Genomic DNA, 22979 nt, shown 5'->3' with positions numbered 1-22979 from the left:
AACGCTGAACTATTTGGCGAGACGCTATCACACGTCTCTCGAAACGGGCAATGCCTCAGGTCCGGTCGCCGTGCCCGAGCACCAGCGCGCGCAGCTCGCCGATCGGCAGTTTCGGCTCGCGGTCCTCGGTCAGGAGGCCGTTGGTCTCCTGGCGGGTGTCGGTCAGCTGCGTCCAGCACCAGCCGGCGAGCCCGTGCCGGCGGCCGCCGCTGCCGATGGTCCCGCGCTGGACCGGTTCGAGGATGTCGCCGACGCGGCGCGCGAAGTCCTCGGCGCTGCTCGCCTCGGAGTAGCCCCACGCGCCGTCGGCCTCGGGTCCCTTGGACCACTTCACGCCGCCGAACTCGGTGAGCATGATCGGCTCGCCGCCGTCGGTCGTCCCGGCCAGCCGGATGCGGCGGCCCACCGGGCCGGTGCCGTCGATGTACGCCCGCAGCCGCTCGGCCGGCACGTCGTAGCGGTCGGCCAGCGTGGCCGTGTCGGACTCGTAGTCGTGCACGGTCCACAGGTCGGAGGTGCCCAGCTCCCAGCCGTCGTTGGAGACGACCGGGCGCGTGGGGTCGAGCGCCTTCGTCAGGTGGTAGAGCGCCTCGGCGAAGGCGCGCTGGTCCTCCCGGGTGGCGAGGTGCTGCACGCCCCAGCTCTCGTTGAGCGGCACCCAGGTCACGATCGAGGGGTGGCTCGCGTCGCGCCGCACCGCCTCGGTCCACTCGGTCACGGTGCGGCCCACCGCGGTGTCCGAGAAGCTGTAGGTCGCCGCCATCTCGCCCCACACCAGCAGGCCGAGCCGGTCGGCGTGGTAGAGGAAGCGCGGGTCCTCGACCTTCTGGTGCAGGCGAACGGCGTTGAAGCCGAGCTCCCCGATGAGTTCGGCCTCGCGCCGCAGCGCGCGCTCCGAGGGGGCGGCGAGGTGCGACTGCGGCCAGTAGCCCTGGTTCAGCACCGAGCGCAGCACCACGGGTCGGTCGTTGAGCAGGAACTGGCCGTCGCCCACGCGAACCGACCGGAGCCCGAGGTAGCTCGCCACGACGTCCTCGGTCCGGCCCTCGGCCCCGACGCTCACCCACGCGTCCAGGAGCGTCGGCGATCCCGGCTTCCACAGCAGCCGTTCGTATCCCTGGCCGTTGTCCTGGCCCGCGAGCGGCACGGTCACGCTCACCCGGGTGCCCGCGGCGATCACCGCCGCCTCGCCGAGCGCGGTCCCCTCGTGCGCGATGCGCACCCGGACCTCGGCGTCGGCCCGGCGGTTGAGGGTCACCTGCGCGGTCGCGGTGCCGCGGGTCAGGTCGCAGGTCCAGCGCAGGCCCTCCACGTGCAGCGCCGCCACGGACTCCAGCCACACGGGCTGCCAGATGCCGGTCGTGCGGTGGTACCAGATGCTGTGCGGCGTCTCGTGCCAGTCCTGCTTGCCTCGGGGCTGCGCGGTGTCGTGCGGGTCGTCCTCGGCGCGGACCACCAGCACGAGCGGCCGGTCCTCCGCTCCCCCACCGGAGTCCAGCTCGTCGGTGAGGTCGATCGTGAACGGGGTGTGCCCGCCCTCGTGGCCGCCGACCTCCCGGCCGTCGAGCCAGACGCGCGCCCGGTAGTCGACCGCTCCGAAGTGGACCAGCAGGCGTCTTCCGGGGCCGTGTCCGACCTCGGCCAGGTCTGCGGCGGCGAGTTCGCGCCGGTACCAGACGACGGGGTGGAACCCGGTCGCGCCGACCCCGGACGCCGGGGACTCCGGCGGGAACGGCACGATGATCGTCCCGGGCAGCGCGCGCCCGTCGAACCACCGCTCGGCGAGGCCGCGGTCGCCGTCGTCGTGGGCGAAGCCCCACCGCCCGCTCAGGTCGAGGAACGACTCCCGCAGCATCTGCGGGCGCGACCGGGCGACCTCCTGACGGCTCGCTCGAATGTCGAATGTCGGCGACTGGCTGTTCATCGATGAAACTCCCTGATCGGCTTAATTCAACGTTGAATGTAGCAGTCCGGTCGGCTATCATCGAGTCCGTTGATCCCGCCCTTCTGCACCGACGGAGTCCCATGGCCCGAGCTCGTGTCACCCTCGCCGACATCGCGGCGCGAGTGGGTGTCAGCCCCAAGACCGTCTCCAACGTCGTGAACGACTCCGGCTGGGTGGGCGCGGAGGTCCGCGAGAAGGTGCTGGTCGCGATCGAGGAGCTCGGCTACCGGCCGAACCTGGCCGCGCGCCAGCTCCGCCGCGGTTCGAGCGGGGTGCTGGCGCTGGCGCTGCCGACGCTCGCCGAGCCCTACTTCGCCGAACTCGCCAGCGTCTTCGTCGACGTCGCGCACGACCGGAACCTCACCGTGCTCGTCTCGCAGACCGGAGGCGACCGCGCCCGCGAAGTCGAGGCGCTCGACGGCGTCCGCCTCCCCGCCATCGACGGGCTCATCATGAGCCCGCTCGGCCTGGAGGCCGTCGACGTCCAGGAGCGCCGGCGCGACATCTCGCTCGTCCTCGTCGGCGAGCACGGCGAGCGCGTCGCCGGCGACGGCGAGCACCACGTGGGGATCGACAACGTCGCCGCGGCGGCCGCGGCCACCGCCGAGCTGATCGCCCAGGGCTGCAGGCGAATCGCCACGATCGGCGTCCAGGACGAGGGTCCGACCGAGACCTCCCGCGACCGCTTCGACGGCTACGCGCTGGCACTGCGGCAGGCGGGCCTGCCGCTGGACGAGGCGCTGACCGGCCACGTCCACGAGTTCAACCGCGCGGAGGGGGCCGTCGCCGTGCAGCGCCTGGTCGAGTCGGGAGCCGAGTTCGACGGACTGCTGTGCTTCAACGACTCGCTCGCGCTGGGAGCGCTCTACGCGCTCGGGGTGCGGGGACTGAGCGTTCCGGAACAGGTGCGCGTCATGGGGTTCGACGACATCGCCGACGGCCGCTACTCGATGCCGCCGTTCTCCACCGTCGCACCGGGACGCGAGGCGCTCGCCAACCGCGTGCTCGACATAATCGCCGCCCCCGACGCCACCGCGCCCGGCCACCACGAGGTGCCGTTCTCACTGGTGCTCAGGTGAGGACGACCCGAACCCACCGCGCGACACCTTCCGTTCACGAAAGAACACCGGGGAGCGCAACGCGCCGCCTTCGGCGTGCGTTGAGGTCTTATGAACCGCTCCCCGAGGCCCTTTCGAGCCGGTGACCCCGGGCTTTCGCCGAGGACGCCCGCAACGACCCGTCCGAAGACCCGCCGCGCGGCGCGGCGCCTGGCCGCCGCCCTCGGCGCGGCCGCGCTGGGCCTGGGGGCGTTCGCGCTCCCGGCCGCCGCCCAGAGTCCCGCGGACGACACCGAAGTCCAGACGCCCGACGATCCCTCCACGGGCGGCACCGGACTCGACGCGGACGTCCCGGAGGGGCCGTTCCTGTACAACGAGGCGACCTACGAGGCCGAGCACGGGGACATCGTCGGGGCCCGCCCCGACTACCTCCAGAGCGAGCCGCTGCCCGCCGGCACCAAGGCGCTCGTCGTGGCGGTCACCGGCGGCGGCCGCGTCGGATACGCCGCACCGCACGCCTTCTACGACAACTGCGTCAACACCTACCCCGAGGTCGCCTGCGTCGTCACCGACTTCGCGGACCTTCCGGGCACCGTGTTCAGGTTCGCCGACCCGGTCAACTTCGGGATCGACGACCTGGCTCCAGGACCGGTCTCCATCTGCACCTGCGGCTTCACCGTCGAGGCGCTGGACGCGGCGCAGCTCGAAGCCCGATACGGCGACCTCGCCTGGGACCCCGGCTCGGAGAACCTGTTCGCCCTCGAGGTCGAGGACGCCCCGGACGACCTGGTGTTCACGGACGCGTTCGGCCGCATCGACATCCGGACCACCGAGAACCCGTACGACCTGAGGGTCGAGGATGTGGCGATCGCGGGCGCCGAAGGCGACCGGGTCACCGTGGCCACCCTGCCGGCGAACGTGGGTTCGGGCTCGGCGATCCCGTTCTTCGACGGCCCCGGCTCCTACGCGCTGATCGGCGACCTGCCCGAGGGTGTGGAGCTCTACCGGCTCGACAGCGACACCGGGAACGTCGGCGAGCTGTTCTGCCTCGACGAGGAGGACTGGGCGGTCCATCTTCCGGAGGACGTCGAGACCGGCGACCTCGACTTCGCCTGCTTCTTCCAGTTCCTCGCCATGGGCGACGAACTGCCCTTCACGTTCACCGTGGACCTCGAGAACCCGGACTGGAACGACGTGGGGCGCTTGGAGATCCTGGCGCTCGGCGACGCCGACTATCCTGGTGAGCTCGACGCCGGCCTGGGGAACAACACCGCCGACATCACGCTCGACGGGAACGGCTCCGGCCGGCTCCCGGCGACCGGCGCCTCCCTGGGGCGGGTCGTCGGCGGTGCCGCGGCGGTCCTGGCCGCCGGCGTGTCGATGTCCGTCCTGACCCGCCGCCGCAAGGCGACCGCCGGATCCGGGGAGTAACGCTCTAGGGCAGCAGCTGATGCAGGGTGGCTCGCAGATAGGCGGCCATGGTGAACCCGTCGGTGACCTCGCCGGACCGGATCATGTCCCGCAGGGACTGCGGCGGGACCAGGCGGATCGAGTCGATCCCTTCGGCCGCTTCGGGTTCGCCGATGCCGTCGATCTCGGCGTAGAACAGCGCGACGGCGGCGGCGGCCATGCCCGTGTCGGGGTGGAGTTCGCCGAGGGCGACGAGCGTCGTCGCCTTCGCGCCGATCTCCTCTTCGAGCTCGCGGCGCGCGTCCTCGGCCGGGGAGGCACCGGGCTCGCCGCCGCCGCGCGGCAGCTCCAGATGCCAGGTCCGGGTGGCGTGCCGGAAGTGGTCGAGGAGGACGATGTCGCCGTTGAGGACCGGCAGGACCACGACACCGCCGACCGGCTGCGGGCTGACGTCGCGGATGTAGGTGCCGAGGCTGCCGTCGGGGAATCGGACGGCGTCCCGCAGCCGCAGGCCGTAGACGTCCTCGTACACGACCCCGGTCTTCGCCCAGTCCTCCGGGCGGCCTTCGGATCGGAGCCGTTCGGCCGCTTCGCTCTCGGCACGGGAGACGGACTCCGGGTCGTGCAGGACCGTGAAGATCGACCCCGCCGGATTGGCGAACAGTTCCGGTCGGGTCTCCCGGAGCTCGTCGTATCGCCGCCGGTCAGGCGTCATGGTCGATGCGGTACGCGATGCTGCCGCGGCCGAGCACGGGGGTGAAGAGCTGGTCGAACTCCTTCTGCGCCCGGAGTTCGGCCTTTCGCAGACCGCGTTGCTTCTGCGTGTCCAGCATGTGGTTAGCGTACACGCCACCGAGAGTGCCGACCACGCTCCCGATCGAGGTCCCCACCAGGTCGCCGCCGAGCGCGAGGCCGACGATGCCGCCGACGACCGTGCCGGTGGCGTTGACCGTCACGGCGCCGACATGCGCCCAGATCTGGTTCTTCGCGATCGCGTCCGCGCGGCGCCGGATGTCGTGCTCGCGGTATCTGCTGACCAGATGCCGGAACCGGTTCTGCGGCGCCGTGAGGTTCCGCATGTCCGAGAGGATCCCCGGCAGTTCGCTCCAGGTCAGCCAGGCTTCGATCTCCGACTCCTCCAGCACCTGGGTCGCCCTGGCGCCCACGAGGTTCTCGACCCCCGCCTGGGCCACGATGCCGGCCGTCTTGAAGTCGGCGAACTCGACGTCCAGGCCGTCGGCGTTCAGCGACTCGGCCACGATCCCGTTGTACTTCGCGTTCACCAGGCCGCGCACCATGCCCAGTTGGGCCAGGCGCGACGGGTCCCCCGCGTCCGAGGCGACCTCCTCGTACTCGTCGAGCAGCGCGTACCAGGACGACCGCCGCGTGAACGGCCGGCCGTCGCCGCCGGCCGCCGCCCTGGTCTCCAGGCGCGTCAGCACCTCGGTGTCGCCGCCGGCCGTGTTGCGGCGGATGTTCGCGAGGGCGCCCAGCACCCTGTCGGCGAGGCTGGCGCCGGAGGTGACCGAGGCGCGCTCGGAGACGGGGCTGTCGCGGAGCGCGCGGTCGAACTCGATGAGGCCGAGCAGGCGGTGCAGCAGCGGGCCGTCGGCGACCGCGTCCACACCGAACGGGTCCCGGTCGAGCTGCTCGGCGATCGCCGCCCGCAGGGTCATGTCGCCGCCGAGCTCCGGCCATGAGGAGAAGCGGAAGTCCCGCTGCAGGAGGGCCGATCGGAAGGCGTTGATCAGGGTGAACCTGCGCCCGTCAGCCGGGTCGTCCAAGAGCGCGGCGCTGTCGAGGATCCGCACTTGGATCTGCCCGCTGCGGACGAGTTCCATCATGGCGATGGAGCCCCGGTCCATTCTGGCGAGACCGCCGGTGAACATCGCGCAGTCGAAGGCCTGCGTCTGGCTCAGCACGGGATTGACGCCGCCGAGGATCATCTGGAGCATGACCGCGCCGGTCGCGTGTAACGTCCGGTGCGCCAGATCGTCGTCGGGCAGGTCCGCGCTGAAGTTGACCGAGTCGAGTACGCCGAAGTAGGCGGTCTTCCTGCTCGTCATCACGATAGCGTACCGGAACACGAGAGGAACGCTCGTTTCGATTCGGGGCCAAGGGCACCCGCTAGCCGCGCTCCTGCCAGAACATGAAGACCGCGTGCAGGTGTGCGGCCATGGCGGTCCGGGCCGCGATCTCCTCGCCTCCGGCGATCGCCTCGAGGATCGCGCGGTGGGACCGCACCGCCTCGTGATGCGCCGCGGGCAGTTCGAGGTTGTGCTCGCGGACCTCCACGAGCCCGTGGTGCAGCGAGGCGAGGATGAGGCCGAAGATCTCGTTGCCGGTGAGGCGGGTGATCGCGGCGTGGAACTCGACGTCGGCCCGGGTGTGCTCGGCGATGTCGAGCTCCTCGTCCTCGAGGCGGTCGACCAGCTCGGTCAGGTGGGCGACGTCGCCCGGCTGCGCCCGCCGGGCCGCGATCCCGGCGGCGTAGGTCTCGACGAGCTCCCGGACCTCGTGGATCGAGCGGTAGTCCAGGGCGTTGCCGCTGAGGTAGAGCGCGAGCGACTCCTGGACGTGGTCGGGCCCGATGGCGGTCACCGTGGAGCCGCTGCCGCCGCGGGGGGTGACGACGCCCCGTCCGATGAGGTTGCTGATCGCCTCGCGCACGACCGGCCGCGAGACGCCGAGGTCGACGGCGAGTTCGCGCTCGTTCGGCAGTCGGTCGCCGGGACGCAGCTCGCCGTTTCGGATGCGGTCGAGGATCCGGCGGGCGACGTCGTCGCTCCGCCGGCCCTCGACCGGCGCCTTGTCCTGGTTCGCCATGCCACCCCTTCTCGTCGACGCGGGCCTGCCAAGGCTAGTCGATCACCGCGTCAGCCGAGCCCGAGCAGGCGGCCCATGCCCAGGACGCCCAGGGTGATGAGGACGGCGCCGATCAGGTCGAAGACGAGCCCGGTGCGGACCATCTTGGTGATCGGGACGGCGCCCGTCGCATAGACCAGCGCGTTCTGCGGGGTCGAGATCGGCATCATGAACCCGAAAGAGGACCCGAAGGTCGCCGCGAGGCCCGGCAGCAGCGGGTCGATGCCCGCGGCCATGCAGATCGGGATCACGATCGGGACCACGATGCCCACCGCGGCCAGGTTGGAGCCGATCTCCGAGATGAGGATCGCCAGGAGCACCGCGACGAACGTGAGCAGGATCAGGTTGGCGCTGCCGAACGTCGTCCCCAGTGCGGTGCCGACGCGCTCGGCGAGGCCGGTGGCGGTGAGCTGGGTGCCGAAGGCCGCCCCGCAGATGATGAAGAGCAGGGTGCCCCAGTCGGTCTTCGCGGCGTCCTGCCACGTGATCGTGTACGTGCGCTGCTTCCAGTTCACGGGCAGCACGAACAGCAGGACCGCGCCGAGGATCGCGACGACCCCTTCGTCCAGGGCGTCGGAGATCGCGGCGTATGCCGGCGAGTCGGCGCCGAGCACGACGCCGGACAGGCCCGGCAGCAGCCATCCGATCAGGACGAAGCTGAAGACGATCAGCGTGTTGACCTCGCCGCGGCCCATGCGCCCGCTGCGGTCGCGCCGGGCGGCCATGTCCTGGGCCAGTCCCGCGACGCGCGTGGTCTCGGGGCGGTTCAGCTTGAGCAGCAGCAGTACGAGCGCGATGAACAGCGGGACGGCGAACGTCAGGGCGATCGCCGTCCAGTCGAAGAACGAGACCTCGATCCCGGTCGCCTGTTCGAGCAGGTCGCGCCCGATGAGCTGGTGCGGGGCGCCCACCGGAGTGATGGCGCCGCCGATGCTGGCGGAGAAGGCGAGCATCAGCAGGAGTCCCGTGCCGATCCTCAGGCGGGTCGGGTCGCCCTGGCCGAGCTGCTTGCTGACGGCGACGATGATGCCCAGCACCGTGGGGAGCAGCATGGCGACCGTGACGGTGTTGCTGACGAACGCCGAGAACAGGCACGTGACGACGCCGATCGCGATGATGAGCCGCGTGATGGAGTTGCCGACCCAGCGGGTCGCGAGGATCGAGAACGCGACGCGTTGCGCGAGACCGTGTTTGAGCAGCGCCTGGGACAGGAAGAACGCGCCGAGGTAGAGCAGGACGATCGTGTTGCCGAAGGAGCTGAGGACCTCGTTCGCGGGCGCCACGCCGAGCACGATCATCAGGGCGACGCCGAGGAGCGACGATGCTGGGATCGGGATCGCCTCGGTGAGCCAGAAGACCACGGTCAGGGCGAATACGGCGGCCAGCGCCTGCTGGTTCCACGGCAGGTCCAGTGGGAGCAGGAGGATGACGGCGGCGACGAGGGGGCCCGCGAACAGGCCGATCGTCTGGCGGCGGCGCTCGAACCGGGCTTCGCCCGGGGTCATCCCGGACTCGTCGATCGTCCGGTAGGCGCGGAACTGCTCCAGGCCCTCGTCGGGGGCGTCGGCTGGGGATCCGCCGGTGCGGATCGATGGCTGGTCGCTCATGTGAACTCTTCCTTGAGTAGACGGCATCCCCATATTGGTCATACCGCATTGTGATTGTCAACCCCCGACACGCAGGCAATCGCCAAATAACGTTGAGTTCCGTCGTCTGGTATCGTGAAAGTGGTAATACCAATTTCTGCACGAGGGAGTGTCATGAGCGCTTACACAGTGGTGTCCCTGCCCGGGGACGGGATCGGCCCGGAGATCACCGAGGTGGCCGTGGCCGCGCTGGACCGGGCGGCCTCGGTCGTTGGCGGTCTGACGGTGAACGTCGACGCGCACGACGCGAGCGCGACGCGCTGGCAGCGCACGGGGGCGGCGATGTCCGAGGAGACCTTCGAGGCGTGCTGGGACGCCGACGCGATCCTGATGGGCGCCATCGGACTGCCCGAGGCGCGCCACCCCGACGGCCGTGAGGTCAACGGCGACGTGATCTTCCGCCTCCGCTTCGCCCTGGACCTGTACGCGGGCATCCGGCCGGTCCGCTCGCTGCCGGGCGTGCGCCCGACGCTGGCGGCGAGCGACCCGATCGACTACATCGTGGTGCGCGAGAACGTCGAGGGCCTGTACGCGTCGCGCACGGGCGGCACCAATGTGCGCAACGAGGTCGCGACGGACACGATCGTCATCACCGACACCGGGACGCGCAAGGTCTCGCAGGTCGCCTTCAAGCTGGCCGAGGGGCGCCGGGGCCGGCCGCTGGACGGGCGCCGCATGGTCACCTGCGTGGACAAGGCGAACGTGCTCAGCTCCTACGCGTTCTTCCGCTCGGTGTTCGACGACGTCGCGAAGGAGCACGGGGAGATCGGCACCGACCACGTGTACGTGGACGCCATGACCGCGTTCCAGGTCCAGCGTCCTTCGCACTTCGACGTCGTGGTCGCCGAGAACATGTTCGGCGACATCATCTCCGACCTGGCGGCGGCCACGGTGGGGGGCCTGGGCCTCGCCGCGTCCGGTGACGTGGGCGACGAGCACGGCATGTTCCAGCCCGCGCACGGGTCGGCGCCGGACATCGCCGGCCGGGACCGGGCGAACCCCACCGCGATGGTCCTGTCCGCCGCGATGATGCTCGACTGGCTCGGGCGCCGGCACGGCGACGACCGGGCGCTGCGCGCCGCCGAGCTCATCGACGGCGCGGTGCTGTCGGTCTTGGCGGACGGTGGCACGGTCACCGCGGACCTGGGCGGCACCGCGAGCTGCTCGGCGATGGGCGAGGCGATCGTCGGGGCCATCGGGGCATGAGCGCGAACAGCCCCGACGCGGTGCGGCGCATCGATCACGTGGCCGTGGCGGCGCACGACGCGGATCGGGCCGCGCGGTGGTACGAGGAGTCGCTGGGGTTGCGCCGCGTCCACGACGAGGTGGTCGAGGACGCGGGCGTCCGGCTCGTGTGGCTCGCGGCCGAGGAGGACCTGACCGGGGCGGGCTTCCAGATCGTCCAGCCGCTGCGGCCCGGGCCGGTGGCCGATCACCTGGCGGCGAAAGGCGAAGGGCTGCATCATGTCTGCTTCGCCGTCGACAACGCCGCGGAGTTCTTGCGGACGCGCGGCGAGAGCGCGGACCAGGTCTTCACCGGCGGGTACGGATTGCCGTGCGCGTTCCTCGAGACCGCGCCGCCGGGCGTCGTGGTCGAGATCGTGGAGCAGGACTAGGTGGTGTTTACCAGCCCCGGCTGGCCGCTATCCGGAGTTGGGAAACACCACCTAGGCGCCGATGCGGACCGCACCCGTCCGGTCCGGGGTGCTTTGCCGGGTGGTCTTCTCGGTTACCGCCACGCGGGACGCGGGGGATGCGGTCACGGTCGCGGCCAGGCGTTCATGGCGAGGTCGGCGACGTCGCGCAGGTCCGCGGCGGTCGCGCCGTCCTGGGCGGAGCGCGACATGCCCCGGACCACGGCAGCGATGAACTCGGCGAGCGCGTCGACGTCGGCGTCCTCGGGAAGCTCGCCGTCGGCGACGCCGTCGCGGAGGCGCTCGGCGACGGCCGCGCGCGAACGCCGGCGGATCTCCCGCAGCTCGTCCTCGACGTCGGCGGCGTCGGGGCCGTGGTTGACCGCGCCGGAGATGACCAGGCATCCGGGCGGATGGGCCGGATCGGTGTAGTTGACGGCGATCTCGCGGAGCATCCGCTCGATCGCGCCGCGCGCGGTCGGCTCCTCGGCGAGCGCCGCGCCCGGGAAGGCGCCGTAGGTGGCCTGGTAGCGGGCGACGGCCTCGCCGAAGAGGCGGCGCTTGTCGCCGAAGGCGGCGTAGAGGCTGGCCGGCCGGATGCCCATCGCCTCGGTGAGCGCGGCGATCGAGGCGGGCTCGTAGCCGTGCTTCCAGAACACGCGCAGGGCCTGCTCGAGCGCTGCGTCTCGGTCGAACGACCTGGGTCTTCCTCGGGTCACCGCCCCATTGTATAGCGACCGTTCAAGAATCTGGTACCGTCGTGCCGGACATATTCTTGATCGATCGCTCAATAAAGGAGCCGCCATGTTCAGCCTCTCGGGAAAGACCGCGCTCGTCACCGGTGCGAGCCGGGGCATCGGCCGCGCCATCGCCGTCGAGCTGGCGAGGGCCGGTGCCCGCGTCGTCGTGCACTTCAACGCGAACGCCCAGGCCGCCAAGGAGACCGTCGCGGCGATCGAAGCCGAAGGCGGCATCGCGTTCACCGTCAGGGCCGACCTCGCGACGGCCGGCGGGGCGGATGCGCTCGTCGACGCCCTCGCCGTCGAGCTGGGCGGGGACGCGCTCGACATCCTCGTCAACAACGCCGGCGTCGGCGCGTACGGCGGCATCGGCACGGTCGGCGAGGACGACTACGACCGCGTCTTCGCCGTCAACACCAAGTCGCTGTTCTTCCTCACCCGCAGGGCCCTGCAGCTCATCCCCGACGGGGGCCGCATCATCAACATCGGCTCGGGCGTCACCCGCATCGCCTTCCCCGAAGGCATCGCGTACGCCATGGCCAAGGGCGCGGTGGACGCCTTCACGCTCGCCCTCGCCGCGGAACTGGGGCCGCGCGGCATCACCGTGAACGCGGTCGCGCCGGGCATCACCGACACCGACGTCAACGCCTCCTGGCTGCGCGGCAACCCCGAAGCCCAGGCGGCGTCCGCGGCCCGGGCGGCCCTCGGCCGCGTCGGCCTGCCGCAGGACATCACCGGGCCGGTCCTGTTCCTGGCCGCGGACGCGGGCCGGTGGACCACCGGGCAGGTCATCGACGCCACGGGCGGCTCCAACCTCTAGGGCGTCCCGGCTGGCCGGGGCGGGTCAGGCGGCGAGCTCTTCGTGGGCGTTCGCGATGTCGACGGCCTCGATCGTGGTCATCTCCGCGGTCGTCGGCATCCCGCTGTCGCCGTAGTGGCGGAGCAGTCGCAGATCGCGCTGGCCGGCGGCCTTGCCGCAGAGCTGGCGGACGAACCGGCCGTTGCCGAGCGCGTCGATCTGGCCCGAGTCGACGACGATCTCGCAGCCGGCCCGGAGCGAGCGCTCGGCTTCGGCCGAGAGGGATTCGCCTGCGGCAGAAAGGAACGAGACGGCGATGGCGACCAGTTCCTCGGCCGAGTACGACGGGAACTCGATCACCGTGGAGAAGCGCGACTTCAGGCCCGGGTTGGTGGACAAGAGTTGCTGCATCTCGTCGGTGTAGCCGGCCAGGACGATGACGAGCCGGTCCCGCCGGTTCTCGGCGGCCGTCAGGATCTCCTGCATCGCCTCGTCGCCGAACACGTCCGCGTAGCCGTCGTAGCCCTCATTGGCCAGCGAGTACGCCTCGTCGATGAACAGGATGCCGCCGGTCGCCTCCTCGATCTTCTCGCGGGTCTTGGTGGCGGTCTGCCCCAGGTACCCGGCCACGAGGTCGCCGCGCTGGGTCTCGACGACCTTGCCGTGCTCGAGCAGGCCGAGGCCCGCGAGGATCTCGCCCATGATCCGGGCGACGGTGGTCTTGCCGGTCCCGGGCGGTCCGGCGAACACGAAGTGCTGGGGCCGAGAGGCGGTCTTGATCCCGCGCTCCTCCTTCAGTGCCGCCATTCTGAACTGGGCCTTCAGGGTGTTGATCTGGTCCTTGACCGGTTTGAGCCCGATCATGGCGTCCAGTTCCCGTGCGGCCACGGCGAGCAGGCCCGCCCGGCCGCCGGTGCCGCGCGCGTCGCCGGAGTCGGTCGGGCGCGACGGCCGGACATCGGTCGTCTCCATCGTCCTGGGCAGGTGGACGGCGTCGGCGCGCTCGGCGAACTCCTCGACGTCGGGGGCGAGGCGGTAGGCGCGCTGGAACGCCTGCGCCGCCGTCGCGCCCTCCCCCAGCGACTCCAGGGCCGTGCCCCGCAGGAAGGAGAGGTGCGCGTCGAAGTGCGGGGCGCTCTTGCCGGTCGGCAGGCCCTCGATGACCTTGAAGGCCTCGCCGTGGGCGTTCATGCGCATCAGGGAGGCGGCGACGTAGAACTGGGCCTCGTCGTGGAGGGAGGGGGTCGCGATGTTCTGCGCCGCGTCGAGCACCTCGCTCCACTCGCCCCGGACGAAGGGGAGGCGGGCCCGCAGGAACCTGATCCGGTCGTCCTCGTCGTGGTCCTGGTCGTCGGCCGTGGCCAGCGCCTTGGCGGCGCGGTCGCCCTGCCCGGCGTCGAGCAGCCCGGCCACGTGGGCGAGCCAGGCGTCGTAGACGTCGCTGAGGGTGTAGTCGACGAACTGCCCGATGAAGTACTTCGACTTGAGCGCGAGTCCGGTGGTCTTGCGCAGCCTGCCGAGCTGGTCGCGGTGCTCGAGCATCCGGAGCAGCGCCTCGTCCTGCCGCTCCCCGCAGGCGTGCAGGCCCAGCCAGGCGTCCGCGGCGCGGGGGTCGTACTCCAGGACGTGCTCGAAGCAGTCGGACGCGCGCACGAGGTCGCCGTCGTCGAGGAGCCCGACCCCGCGGGACCAGACTGCCGAGGCCGATTCAGTTGCGGTAGAGAAGGACATGTCCGCTCCGGTGGATCGTAGGACTCCGGCGAGTCCGGGCGCTGGGGACGGCATTCGCGGCGGAGGCGATTGCGCGAATGCCATTCTCCCAGTGGGAGACACGATGTGCGAGGAGGAGAACCGGCGGGAAACCGGCAGGTTCACCGGGCGTGCGTTCGCGCTTCACCGGTTGCGGGGCACCAGGAGGCCGGTCTCGTAGGCGAGGACGACCAGTTGCGCGCGGTCGCGGGCGCCGAGTTTGGACATCGCCCGGTTGACGTGGGTCTTCGCGGTCATGGGCCTGATCGCCATCCGTTCGGCGATCTCGTCGTTCGACAGGCCCCGGGCCACCAGGACCACGGCCTCGCGCTCGCGGCCGGTCAGCCCCTCGACGCCGCCGGTGTTCCCGAGGGTCGGCTGGGCGACGTACCGGTCGATGAGCCTGCGGGTGATCGAGGGGGCGAGCAGCGCGTCCCCGCGGGCGGCCACGCGCACCGCGTGCAGGAGGTCTTCGCGCTCGATGTCCTTGACCAGGAAGCCCGCCGCTCCGGCGCGCAGCGCCTCCAGGACGTGCTCGTCGAAGCCGTAGTTGGTCAAGACCACGACGTGCACCGCGCTCAGGGCCGGGTCGGCGGCGATGCGCCGGGTCGCCTCGATGCCGTCGACCACCGGCATGCGGATGTCGACGAGCACGACGTCGGGCAGGTGCTCCCGCACCAGGCGCACGCCCTGTTCGCCGTCGCCCGCCTCGGCGACGACCTCGATGTCGTCCTCCAGGTTGAGCAGGGCCCGGAATCCGCTGCGCAGCAGCGGCTGATCATCGATGAGCAGGACGCGGATCATGCGGCCCGGTCCACCGGCAGGTCCGCTTCGACGCGGAAGCCGCCGTCGTCGCGGGGCCGCGCGTGCAGGCTTCCGCCCAGCGCGGTGACCCGCTCGCGCATGCCGAGCAGCCCGATCCCGGGAACCGGCGGGCCGCCGGGGGCGGCCTCGCCGTCGTCGTCGACCGTGACGGCGACCAGGTCGGGGCGGTATCCGATGCCGACGGTCGCCGAGGTCGCGGCCCCGTGTCGGGCGGTGTTGGTCAGCGCCTCTTGGACGATGCGATAGGCGGTGCGGCCCAACGCCTCCGGGACGGTGTACGGCTCGCCGTCGATGGACAGCGTCGCGTCCAGGCCGAGCGCGCGGGCGCGTTCGACCAGTTCGGGGATGTCGCCGATCCCGCGGGGCGGCCGCGTGTCGTCGTCGCGCAGGGCCTCGAGTGTCGCCCGCAGTTCCCGGCTCGCCTCGCGGCTGGCCGACTGGATCGCCAGCAGCGCTTCGGGAACGGGGGCGCCCGCCTTGCGGGACAGGTGGACGGCGACTTCGGCCTGCACCTTGATGACCGAGATCTGGTGGGTGAGCGAGTCGTGCAGTTCCCGGGCGATGTGGAGCCGCTCCTCGTCGGCGCGGCGCCGGGCGGCCGCCTCGCGCGAGCGCTCGGCCTCGTCGGCCCGCCGCTCGGCCTGCCGCAGGGCCTCGCCGGCGGCGGCGGCCGCAATGAGCCAGGCGAGTTCCAAAGCGTTGCGGCCCTGTGTGAACGCGTCGCCCGTGTCCTGCACGCCGGACGCCAGGGCGGCGAGCGGCAGCGCCGCGATCATGGCCAGTGAGGCCGCCGCGGCGATGACGCGGCGGCCCGCCCGCACGGCGGCGTAGACCGCGAACAGGTAGGCGACGGCGGCGATGTCGAAGCCCGCCGCCTGATAGCCCACGGCGCACAGGCCCGTGACGATCAAGGCGAGCACGGGAGCCCGGCGGGCGACGGCCAGGACCAGGCCGCTGACGGCCAGCAGCGCGTAGGCGGCGGCGCCGATCCCGGTGGCGGGGTGGTCCCCCGCCGCTGCGGTGACCACCAGCAGCGCCGCCACCGCGACGGGGATCGCCCAATGCCGCACGCTGGCCCAGACCGTGGACCGTCCAATGTTCATGTCGCGAACCTTAGTCGGGCGATCGCGTGGGCGAAACCGCCTGAGGGTCGAGCGGGCGCCTACCGCGAACGCCGTACATTCCGCGGCTCCTGCCACTGCCGCGGCAGGCGGGGGCGCTCGGCGCGGCAGCGCGAAAAGCCGCCGCCGGGGCGACGCCCACAGGGCCGCCCGGGGGCGACGATCGAGCAGTGCTCCGAACCCGGAGCCGGAGCTCCTGAAAGGGGACATCCCCATGAGTACTTCCCGCAATGCCAGGGCCGCATCCGAACTGGTGATCGCCGCCGCCGCCGCGATCGCCGTCGGGTCGGTCGTGCTCGCTTCACCGGCGGCCGCCGCGGAGGTCGTGGCCGCCGGCTACGACATCCAGGACCGGGGGCCTTCCATCGCGGCCGACCTGGTGGCGATCGGCAGTGTCGGCGCCGGTGCGCTGGCGCTGGTGCGCGCCAGGCGCGGCGGCGGCCGGACCAGTGCGCTCATCGCGATGGCGGCGGCCGTGGTCGGCATCGGCATTGCGGCGGTCGCGCTGGCCGTCGCCGACGGGGGTCCGGGGACGGGCAACGGCGTGGTCGGGTCCGGCCTCGCCGTCGTGCTCGGCGCGGTCGGTCTCGTCCTCGGCTGGAGGGCCCGGACTCGTTCGCGGGCCGCCGACGCGAGCGCTTGAGCCGCAGCGGTTTCGGGGCTCAGGCCCTCGCGTCGTCGGGGAAGAGTTCGGCGAGGAGGCCTTCGATGCGGGTCTTGATCTCGTCGCGGATGGGGCGGACGGCCTCGACGCCCTGACCGGCGGGGTCGTCGAGCTTCCAGTCGAGGTAGCGCTTGCCCGGGAAGATCGGGCAGGCGTCGCCGCAGCCCATGGTGATGCACACGTCGGAGGCCTGGACGGCGTCGGTGGTGAGGATCTTCGGCTTCTGGTCGGAGATGTCGATGCCGACCTCCTTCATCGCTTCGACCGCGGCCGGGTTGACGCTCTCGGCCGGGGTGGACCCGGCGGAGCGGACCTCGACGCGGTCCCCGGCGAGATGGGTGAGCCAGCCGGCGGCCATCTGGGAGCGCCCGGCGTTGTGGACGCAGACGAAGAGCACCGAAGGCTTGTCAGACATGGTCGTGTTCCTTTGCTGCAGTGGTGGTCACGGGTTCGGGTGCGCGGAAGAGGCGGCGGGCCCACAGGCTCACGTAGACGAGGCCGACGAGGACCGGGACTTCGATGAGGGGGCCGACGACGCCGGCGAGGGCTTGGCCGGAGGCGGCGCCGAAGGTCGCGATGGCGACGGCGATGGCGAGCTCGAAGTTGTTGCCCGCGGCGGTGAACGCGAGCGTCGCGGTCCGCTCGTAGCTCAGGCCGATGCCCTTGCCGAGGGCGAACGAGCCGGCCCACATGAGCGCGAAGTAGGCCAGGAGCGGCAGCGCGATGCGGACGACGTCCATGGGCCGGTCGAGGATCGCCTCGCCTTGGAGGGCGAAGAGGACGACGATGGTGAACAGGAGGCCGTAGAGGGCGAACGGGCCGATCTTCGGGAGGAACCGGGCTTCGTACCAGTCGCGGCCCCTGCGGCGTTCGCCGATGCGGCGGGTGAGGTACCCGGCGGCGAGGGGGACGCCGAGGAAGACGGCGACGTTGAGGGCGATCTCCCAGCCGGAGACCTCCAGGCCGGTCGAGTCGAGGCCGAGCCAGCGCGGGAGGGCGTCGAGGTAGAGCCAGCCGAGGGCGCCGAAGGCGATCACCTGGAAGACCGAGTTGAGCGCGACGAGGACGGCGGCGGCTTCGCGGTCGCCGCAGGCGAGGTCGTTCCAGATGACGACCATGGCGATGCAGCGGGCGAGGCCGACGATGATCAGTCCGGTGCGGAACGCGGGCAGGTCGGGCAGGAAGATCCAGGCGAGGGCGAACATGAGCGCGGGGCCGATGAGCCAGTTCAGGACCAGGGACGAGAGGAGCAGGCGCTTGTCGGCGGTGACGGTCTCGAGCCGGTCGTAGCGGACCTTCGCCAGGACCGGGTACATCATGAGGAGCAGCCCGGCCGCGATCGGCAGTGAGATGCCGCCGATCTGGATCGCGTTGAGCGCCTTGCCGACCGCGGGGATCCACTGGCCGAGCGCGATGCCGGCGAGCATGGCGGCGCCGATCCAGACCGGCAGGTACTTGTCGAGGGTCGAGAGGCGCCCGCCCATGGGGGTCTCGACCCGGTCGGCCGCGGTCATGCGGTCGCTCCCTGCGGGACCGAGAGCACGGTGGAGAGCAGGTCGAGGGCGGTCTGCTCGGCGCGGTAGTAGACCCAGGTGCCGCGGCGCTCGGAGGCGACGAGTCCGGTCTCGCGGAGGACCTTGAGGTGGTGGGAGATCGTCGGCGCGGAGACGTCGAAGGCGTCGGTCAGGTCGCACACGCACGCCTCGCCGCCTTCGAAGGAGGCGATGAGGGAGAGCAGCCGCAGCCGGATCGGGTCGCCGAGGGCCTTGAAGGAGGGGGCGAGCCGCTCGGCCTGGTCGGCGCTCAGCGGTTCGGCCGTCAACGGCGTGTGGCAGTCGGCCAGGGCGAGCGGCAGCGGCGCGCGAACGGTTTGCTTCGACATGCGTCTAGTTTGACTGATGTCTAAGCAGCCTGCCAGTCGGGCATCGCGGCACGTCCGCCTCATGCGCGGGCGACTCGGACACCGAGCAGGGCGTGGGTGCCGGGGGTTCACTCGGCGTACGCGTGGGCACCGGTGGAAGTTCACCGCGGCGTCATATTAGATGATTATCTAATTAGATGTTCATCGAGTTTATGGTGCCCTGGATCGAAGGGATCCCCTCATGCCCCATGCCGACGAGTTCGCCGTCCCGCCTTCGGCGGCGATGCTGCTCGACACCTCCGCCGCGCGGCTGGCCGAGCGGTTCGCCGCGACGTTCTCGCCCGAGACGGTCCGGGAGTGCCTGGACGACTCCTACATCGTGCTGGCCGCGACCGCGCGCGTGCAGACCCACGTCTACGTCCTGGCCGAGCGGTTCGCCGCCGAGCGGCTGTCCGCGACCGCGAAGGCCGCGGGCCTGGCGGTCTCGCAGGAGCCGGAGGTGCTGTTCGTGTGCGTGCACAACGCCGGGCGCTCCCAGATGGCCGCCGCCCTCCTCCATCACCACGCCGCCGGCCGGGTGACGGTCCGCTCGGCGGGGTCGGCGCCCGCCGAGGCGGTGAACCCCGCGGTGGTCGAAGCGCTCGCCGAGGTCGGGGTCGACATCGCCCGGGAGTTCCCCAAGCCGCTGACCGACGAGGCCGTGCGCGCCTCCGACGTCGTGATCACCATGGGCTGCGGCGACGCCTGCCCGATCTACCCCGGAAAGCGGTACCTGAACTGGGAACTGGACGACCCCGCGGGCGGCGACCTCGCCTTCGCCCGGCGCCTGCGCGACGACGTCGACGCGCGCGTCCGGACGCTCCTGAAAGAACTCCTCGCCTGAACCGGGCCGATCGCGGCAGCGCCGGCGGGAGTCGCGCCGCACGTAGGATGGGCCCATGCCCGAACGCGAACGACCGGCTCCTGCAAACGGTTTGCACCACGTCTCGCCCTCCGGCGAGCAGTTCGCCGCCGCCGCGAGCGTGTTCGCGCTCCTGGCCGACCAGACCCGCCTCCACCTCCTGTGGGTGCTGGCCGAGGGCGAAGCCGACGTCACCGCACTGTCGGCGACCACCGGGGCCGCCCGCACCGCGGTAAGCCAGCACCTGGCGAAACTGCGCCTCGCCGGACTCGTGCAGCCCCGCCGCGAAGGCCGGCGCGCGGTCTACTCGCTGACCGACGGGCACCTGCGCCGCCTCGTGCTCGAAGCGCTCAGCCGCGCCGACCACCAGGTCAGCGGCAAGCCCTGGCACGCCTGACGGTCATGTGATCGATATGTGCGCACGTGCGCACATGTATGTTACGGTCGGGGCGTCACCGTCCCCGAGCCGAGGACCGCACCGTGCTCTCCGTGCTGCGCCACCGCGCCTACCGCCGCCTGTTCGCCGCCCAGGCCATCGCCCTCGCCGGCACCGGCCTGGCGACCGTGGCACTGAGCCTGCTCGCCTACGACCTCGCCGGGGCACGGGCCGGCGCGGTGCTCGGCACGGCCCTGGCGATCAAGATGCTCGCCTACCTGCTCATCGGCCCGGTCGCCACCGCGCTCGCCGAACGGGTGTCCCGCCGGACCCTCATGGCCGCCATGGACATCGCGCGCGCCGCCGTGGCGCTGGCGCTGCCGTTCGTCACCGAGATCTGGCAGGTCTACGTCCTCGTCCTGGTGCTGCAGGCGGCCTCGGCGGCCTTCACCCCGACCTTCCAGGCGACCCTCCCCGACGTCCTCCCCCGCGAAGCCGACTACACGAAGGCGCTCTCGCTCTCGCGCCTCGCCTACGACCTGGAGAGCCTGGTCAGCCCCGTGCTGGCCGCCGGGCTGCTGGCTCTGGTCGGCTACCAGTGGCTGTTCACCGGGACCACGGTCGGCTTCCTCGCCTCGGCGGTCCTGGTCGGCTCAGTGGTACTGCCGAAACCCGGGCCGACCGGCGGCGGGCGCTGGGCGACGACCACTCGCGGATTCCGCCTCTACCTCGCCACGCCGCGGCTGCGGGGCCTGCTGCTGATGCACCTGGCCGTGGCCGCCTCGACCGCGATGGTCGTGGTCAACACCGTCGTGCTGGTCCGGGACGGCCTCGGACGCGGCGGCGGTGACGTCGCGATCGCCCTGGGCGCGTACGGGACCGGTTCGATGGCCGCCGCGCTGCTGCTGCCGGGGCTCCTCAAGCGCCGCACCGACCGGCAGGTCATGATCCCCGCCGCGTGCACGCTCGCCGCGGGGCTGATCGTCCTCGCGGCGGCACTCTCGGGCGACCTGCTCGGATGGGCCGCGCTGCTCGCGATCTGGGCGGTCCTCGGGGCCGCGACGGGTGCGATCCTGACGCCGACCGGGCGCCTGGTCACCGCCTCGGCGACGGCCGGCGACCGGCCCGCCGCCTTCGCCGCGCAGTTCTCCCTCTCCCACGGATGGTTCCTCGTGACCTATCCCCTCGCCGGATGGCTCGCCGCCCAGGCGGGCATGAGCGCGGCGGCCGCCGCGCTGGCCGTCGTCGCCGCGGCGGCGGCGATTGCGGGGCCCGTCGTCTGGCCTCGGCGCGAGACACAGGCGCTCGCGCACGTCCACGCGCGGCTCGGCCCGGACGATCCGCACTTGACCGGCGCCCGCGCCGCCCCGGAGGGCTGGAGCCACTCGCACGACTACGTCATCGATGCGCTGCACCGGCATTGGCCGGAGAACCGATCGGGTCGCCCGTGCGACGAGCGGCGACAGGACCGGCGGACTGCGGCCGCGTCGAGCGCGAAGTGATCACGGCAGCCGGGCCGGTTCGGCGCGCCGCTCGCGCCAGTGGCGCTTGGACAGCAGTCGCAGGCCGTTGAGTCCCACGATGACCGTGGACAGCTCGTGGCCGGCGACGCCGACGACGAGCGGCAGCTCGCCGACGAGGTCCCAGGTCGCCAGCACCGCGATCACGGCCGCAGCGAAGACCAGGTTGGCCCGGGCGACGCGTCCGGCCTTGCGCGCCAGGTCGACAGCGGCGGGCAGCGCGGTGAGCCGCCGACCGACCAGGACGACGTCGGCGGACTGGAGCGCCAGGTCCGAGGCCGTGCCTCCCATGGCCGCGCCGACATGGGAGGCCGCAAGCGCGGGGGCGTCGTTGACCCCGTCGCCGCAGTAGAGCGTCCGGGTACCGGCGAGGCGGTCGGCCTTGTCCCCGGGCAGCATCGAGGCCTCGACCGCGTCGATGCCGACCACCGCGCCGACGCGGCGGGCCGCGGCCGGGTGGTCGCCGGTCAGGAGGCTGGGTTCGGTTCCCAACTGCGCCTTGAGGTCGGCCACCGCGGTGGCGGCTTCGGGCCGGACGGTGTCGGACAGGCCGATGACGCCGATCGGGCGCTTGTCGGCGACCACCACGGCCACGGTCAGGCCTTGGCGTTCGAATTCGGCCACGATGTCTCGGGCCGCTTCGGCTTCCGTGTCGTCGAAAAGGACCGGATGCCCGATCCGGAGGTCGACGCCGTCGACGCGGGCGCGGACGCCGCGGCCCGGCAGCGCCTCGAACGCCTCGGCCGCGGACACCGGACCGATCTCCGCGAGCACCCGTCCGAGCGGGTGTTCGCTGCGCGCCTCGGCCGAGGCGACGAGCGTCCGCAGGCGGGCCTCGTCGCCTTCGAGCACGGTGAGGCGCTCGACGCGGGGTTCGCCGTTGGTCAGCGTCCCGGTCTTGTCGAACGCCACGGCGTCGACCTCGGCCAGGCGCTCCATCATGAGGCCGCTCTTGACGAGCACGCCCTGGCGTCCGGCCAGGGCGACGGCGGCCAGCAGGGGCGGCATGGTCGCCAGGACGATCGCGCACGGGCTGGCGACGATCATGAAGGTCATGGCGCGCAGCAGCGTCGGCTCGAAGGCCGCCCCGGCCAGCAGCGGGATGCCGACCAGCGCGAGCGTCGCCCCGACCACCGCCAGGGAGTACGGCTGCTCGATGCGCTCGATGGTCAGCTGGGTCTTCGACTTCGCCTCGGCGGCCTCCTCGACCTGCCGGGCGATCCGCGCCAGCACCGTGTCCTCGCTGGCGCGCCCGACCCGCACCTCCAGGGCGCCGGTGCCGTTGAGCGTCCCGGCCAGTACCGCCGACCCCGGGGCCTTGCGGCCCGGCAGGGCCTCGCCGGTGAGCGTCGACTCGTCTACTTCGGACTCGCCGGCGGTGACGGTCCCGTCGGCGGGGACGCGTTCGCCCGGCCGGATCAGGACCGCGTCGCCCGGGACCAGCACCGCCGCGTCCACGGTCTCCTCGCGCCCGTCGGCGACGCGCACCGCGCGTTCGGGGGCGTGTTCGAGCAGGCTCCGCACGGATTCGGCGGTCCGCTCGGTCAGGACCGCCTCCAGCGCACCGGAGGTCGCGAAGATGACGATCAGCAGCGCACCGTCGAACCACTGCCCGATCAGCGCGGCGGCCACCGCCGCGAGGACCATGAGCAGGTCGACCTCGAAGCGCGGCTGGGCGAGTGCGCTGACGCCCTCCCATGCCGGGCCCCAGCCGCCCGCGACGTAGCAGGCCGCGTACGCGCCGATCCACACCCACGAGGGGGCGCCGGAGAACTGGGCCGCGGCGCCCGCGGCGAACAGGGCGAGGGCGGTCGCGGCCCAGCGCACGTCGGGCAGCCGGAACATCTTCTCGAACATGCGCATGA

At 72.0% G+C, this 22979-nt stretch carries 22 protein-coding genes; 9 read left to right on the top strand and 13 right to left on the bottom strand.

Annotated features, from left to right (window positions below; all coding sequences use genetic code 11):
• Positions 1-55 precede the first annotated feature (55 nt).
• Complete coding sequence (locus BLQ63_RS20415; RefSeq protein WP_091039374.1) at positions 56-1924, bottom strand: glycoside hydrolase family 2 protein; 1869 nt, start codon at positions 1922-1924, stop codon at positions 56-58.
• A gap of 101 nt (positions 1925-2025) precedes the next feature.
• Here BLQ63_RS20415 and BLQ63_RS20410 point away from each other — a divergent pair, with 101 nt between their 5' ends.
• Together BLQ63_RS20410 and BLQ63_RS20405 are read left to right on the top strand one after the other, a co-directional pair.
• The gene (locus BLQ63_RS20410; RefSeq protein WP_091039373.1) at positions 2026-3024 is read left to right on the top strand and encodes a LacI family DNA-binding transcriptional regulator; all 999 of its coding nucleotides are present in this window, start codon (positions 2026-2028) and stop codon (positions 3022-3024) included.
• Positions 3025-3114: 90 nt separating this feature from the next.
• Positions 3115-4434, top strand: a complete 1320-nt coding sequence (locus BLQ63_RS20405; protein WP_091039372.1) for a hypothetical protein — start codon at positions 3115-3117, stop codon at positions 4432-4434.
• 4 nt (positions 4435-4438) lie between these two features.
• Here BLQ63_RS20405 and BLQ63_RS20400 read toward each other — a convergent pair whose 3' ends face one another.
• From BLQ63_RS20400 to BLQ63_RS20385, 4 genes are all read right to left on the bottom strand, one after another.
• Positions 4439-5128, bottom strand: a complete 690-nt coding sequence (locus BLQ63_RS20400; protein WP_091039371.1) for an NUDIX hydrolase — start codon at positions 5126-5128, stop codon at positions 4439-4441.
• Positions 5118-6479 (bottom strand): hypothetical protein, encoded by a 1362-nt coding sequence (locus tag BLQ63_RS20395; protein WP_091039370.1) that lies wholly within the window; start codon positions 6477-6479, stop codon positions 5118-5120. The genes BLQ63_RS20400 and BLQ63_RS20395 overlap by 11 nt, the downstream gene beginning before the upstream one ends.
• Positions 6480-6540: 61 nt before the next feature.
• Complete coding sequence (locus BLQ63_RS20390; protein WP_091039369.1) at positions 6541-7239, bottom strand: FadR/GntR family transcriptional regulator; 699 nt, start codon at positions 7237-7239, stop codon at positions 6541-6543.
• A gap of 50 nt (positions 7240-7289) precedes the next feature.
• Positions 7290-8885, bottom strand: coding sequence for an SLC13 family permease (locus BLQ63_RS20385; protein WP_091039368.1), 1596 nt, complete (start codon positions 8883-8885; stop codon positions 7290-7292).
• A 153-nt stretch (positions 8886-9038) separates the two neighbouring features.
• Between BLQ63_RS20385 and BLQ63_RS20380 the strand changes: the two genes are divergently transcribed.
• Together BLQ63_RS20380 and BLQ63_RS20375 are read left to right on the top strand one after the other, a co-directional pair.
• Complete coding sequence (locus BLQ63_RS20380) at positions 9039-10130, top strand: isocitrate/isopropylmalate dehydrogenase family protein (protein ID WP_091039367.1); 1092 nt, start codon at positions 9039-9041, stop codon at positions 10128-10130.
• Positions 10127-10540 (top strand): VOC family protein, encoded by a 414-nt coding sequence (locus BLQ63_RS20375; RefSeq protein ID WP_091039366.1) that lies wholly within the window; start codon positions 10127-10129, stop codon positions 10538-10540. Before BLQ63_RS20380 ends, BLQ63_RS20375 begins: the two co-directional genes overlap by 4 nt.
• A gap of 143 nt (positions 10541-10683) precedes the next feature.
• Here BLQ63_RS20375 and BLQ63_RS20370 read toward each other — a convergent pair whose 3' ends face one another.
• Positions 10684-11277 carry a TetR/AcrR family transcriptional regulator gene (locus BLQ63_RS20370; RefSeq protein WP_245681028.1) on the bottom strand — a complete coding sequence of 198 codons (594 nt, stop codon included), beginning with the start codon at positions 11275-11277 and terminating at the stop codon, positions 10684-10686.
• Between the two features lie 85 nt (positions 11278-11362).
• Here BLQ63_RS20370 and BLQ63_RS20365 point away from each other — a divergent pair, with 85 nt between their 5' ends.
• Positions 11363-12118 (top strand): SDR family NAD(P)-dependent oxidoreductase, encoded by a 756-nt coding sequence (locus BLQ63_RS20365; RefSeq protein WP_091039364.1) that lies wholly within the window; start codon positions 11363-11365, stop codon positions 12116-12118.
• A 24-nt stretch (positions 12119-12142) separates the two neighbouring features.
• On the opposite strand, the gene BLQ63_RS20360 is transcribed toward BLQ63_RS20365, so the two are convergent.
• From BLQ63_RS20360 to BLQ63_RS20350, 3 genes are all read right to left on the bottom strand, one after another.
• On the bottom strand, positions 12143-13828 hold the full coding sequence (locus tag BLQ63_RS20360) for an AAA family ATPase (RefSeq protein WP_091039363.1): 1686 nt from the start codon (positions 13826-13828) through the stop codon (positions 12143-12145).
• Between the two features lie 162 nt (positions 13829-13990).
• Positions 13991-14650, bottom strand: coding sequence for a response regulator (locus BLQ63_RS20355; protein ID WP_091039362.1), 660 nt, complete (start codon positions 14648-14650; stop codon positions 13991-13993).
• Complete coding sequence (locus BLQ63_RS20350; protein ID WP_091039361.1) at positions 14647-15774, bottom strand: sensor histidine kinase; 1128 nt, start codon at positions 15772-15774, stop codon at positions 14647-14649. The genes BLQ63_RS20355 and BLQ63_RS20350 overlap by 4 nt, the downstream gene beginning before the upstream one ends.
• Positions 15775-16006: 232 nt before the next feature.
• Between BLQ63_RS20350 and BLQ63_RS20345 the strand changes: the two genes are divergently transcribed.
• Positions 16007-16435, top strand: a complete 429-nt coding sequence (locus BLQ63_RS20345; protein ID WP_143015009.1) for a DUF6223 family protein — start codon at positions 16007-16009, stop codon at positions 16433-16435.
• A gap of 19 nt (positions 16436-16454) precedes the next feature.
• Here the strand turns inward: BLQ63_RS20345 and BLQ63_RS20340 are convergent, their stop codons facing one another.
• Genes BLQ63_RS20340 through BLQ63_RS20330 form a run of 3 tightly spaced genes read right to left on the bottom strand, consistent with a single transcriptional unit; the run spans position 16455 to position 18338 of the window.
• On the bottom strand, positions 16455-16871 hold the full coding sequence (locus BLQ63_RS20340) for an arsenate reductase ArsC (protein WP_091039359.1): 417 nt from the start codon (positions 16869-16871) through the stop codon (positions 16455-16457).
• Positions 16864-17970: an ACR3 family arsenite efflux transporter gene (gene arsB, locus BLQ63_RS20335; RefSeq protein ID WP_091039358.1), complete on the bottom strand. Its 1107-nt coding sequence runs from the start codon at positions 17968-17970 to the stop codon at positions 16864-16866. Before arsB ends, BLQ63_RS20340 begins: the two co-directional genes overlap by 8 nt.
• Positions 17967-18338, bottom strand: coding sequence for an ArsR/SmtB family transcription factor (locus BLQ63_RS20330; RefSeq protein WP_091039357.1), 372 nt, complete (start codon positions 18336-18338; stop codon positions 17967-17969). The genes arsB and BLQ63_RS20330 overlap by 4 nt, the downstream gene beginning before the upstream one ends.
• Positions 18339-18558: 220 nt before the next feature.
• On the opposite strand from BLQ63_RS20330, the gene BLQ63_RS20325 reads away from it, so the two are divergent.
• The 3 genes from BLQ63_RS20325 (at position 18559) to BLQ63_RS20315 (ending at position 21096) form a co-directional block, all read left to right on the top strand.
• Positions 18559-19200: an arsenate reductase ArsC gene (locus BLQ63_RS20325; RefSeq protein WP_091039356.1), complete on the top strand. Its 642-nt coding sequence runs from the start codon at positions 18559-18561 to the stop codon at positions 19198-19200.
• Between the two features lie 55 nt (positions 19201-19255).
• Positions 19256-19615, top strand: coding sequence for an ArsR/SmtB family transcription factor (locus tag BLQ63_RS20320; RefSeq protein WP_091039355.1), 360 nt, complete (start codon positions 19256-19258; stop codon positions 19613-19615).
• An 83-nt stretch (positions 19616-19698) separates the two neighbouring features.
• Positions 19699-21096: an MFS transporter gene (locus BLQ63_RS20315; protein WP_091039354.1), complete on the top strand. Its 1398-nt coding sequence runs from the start codon at positions 19699-19701 to the stop codon at positions 21094-21096.
• On the opposite strand, the gene BLQ63_RS20310 is transcribed toward BLQ63_RS20315, so the two are convergent.
• Positions 21097-22971, bottom strand: coding sequence for a heavy metal translocating P-type ATPase (locus BLQ63_RS20310; protein WP_091039353.1), 1875 nt, complete (start codon positions 22969-22971; stop codon positions 21097-21099).
• Positions 22972-22979 lie beyond the last annotated feature (8 nt).

Origin of the sequence: Glycomyces harbinensis, assembly GCF_900101745.1 — a bacterium.
GTDB lineage: Bacteria > Actinomycetota > Actinomycetes > Mycobacteriales > Micromonosporaceae > Glycomyces > Glycomyces harbinensis.
This window is presented reverse-complemented; position numbering and strand designations above follow the sequence as displayed.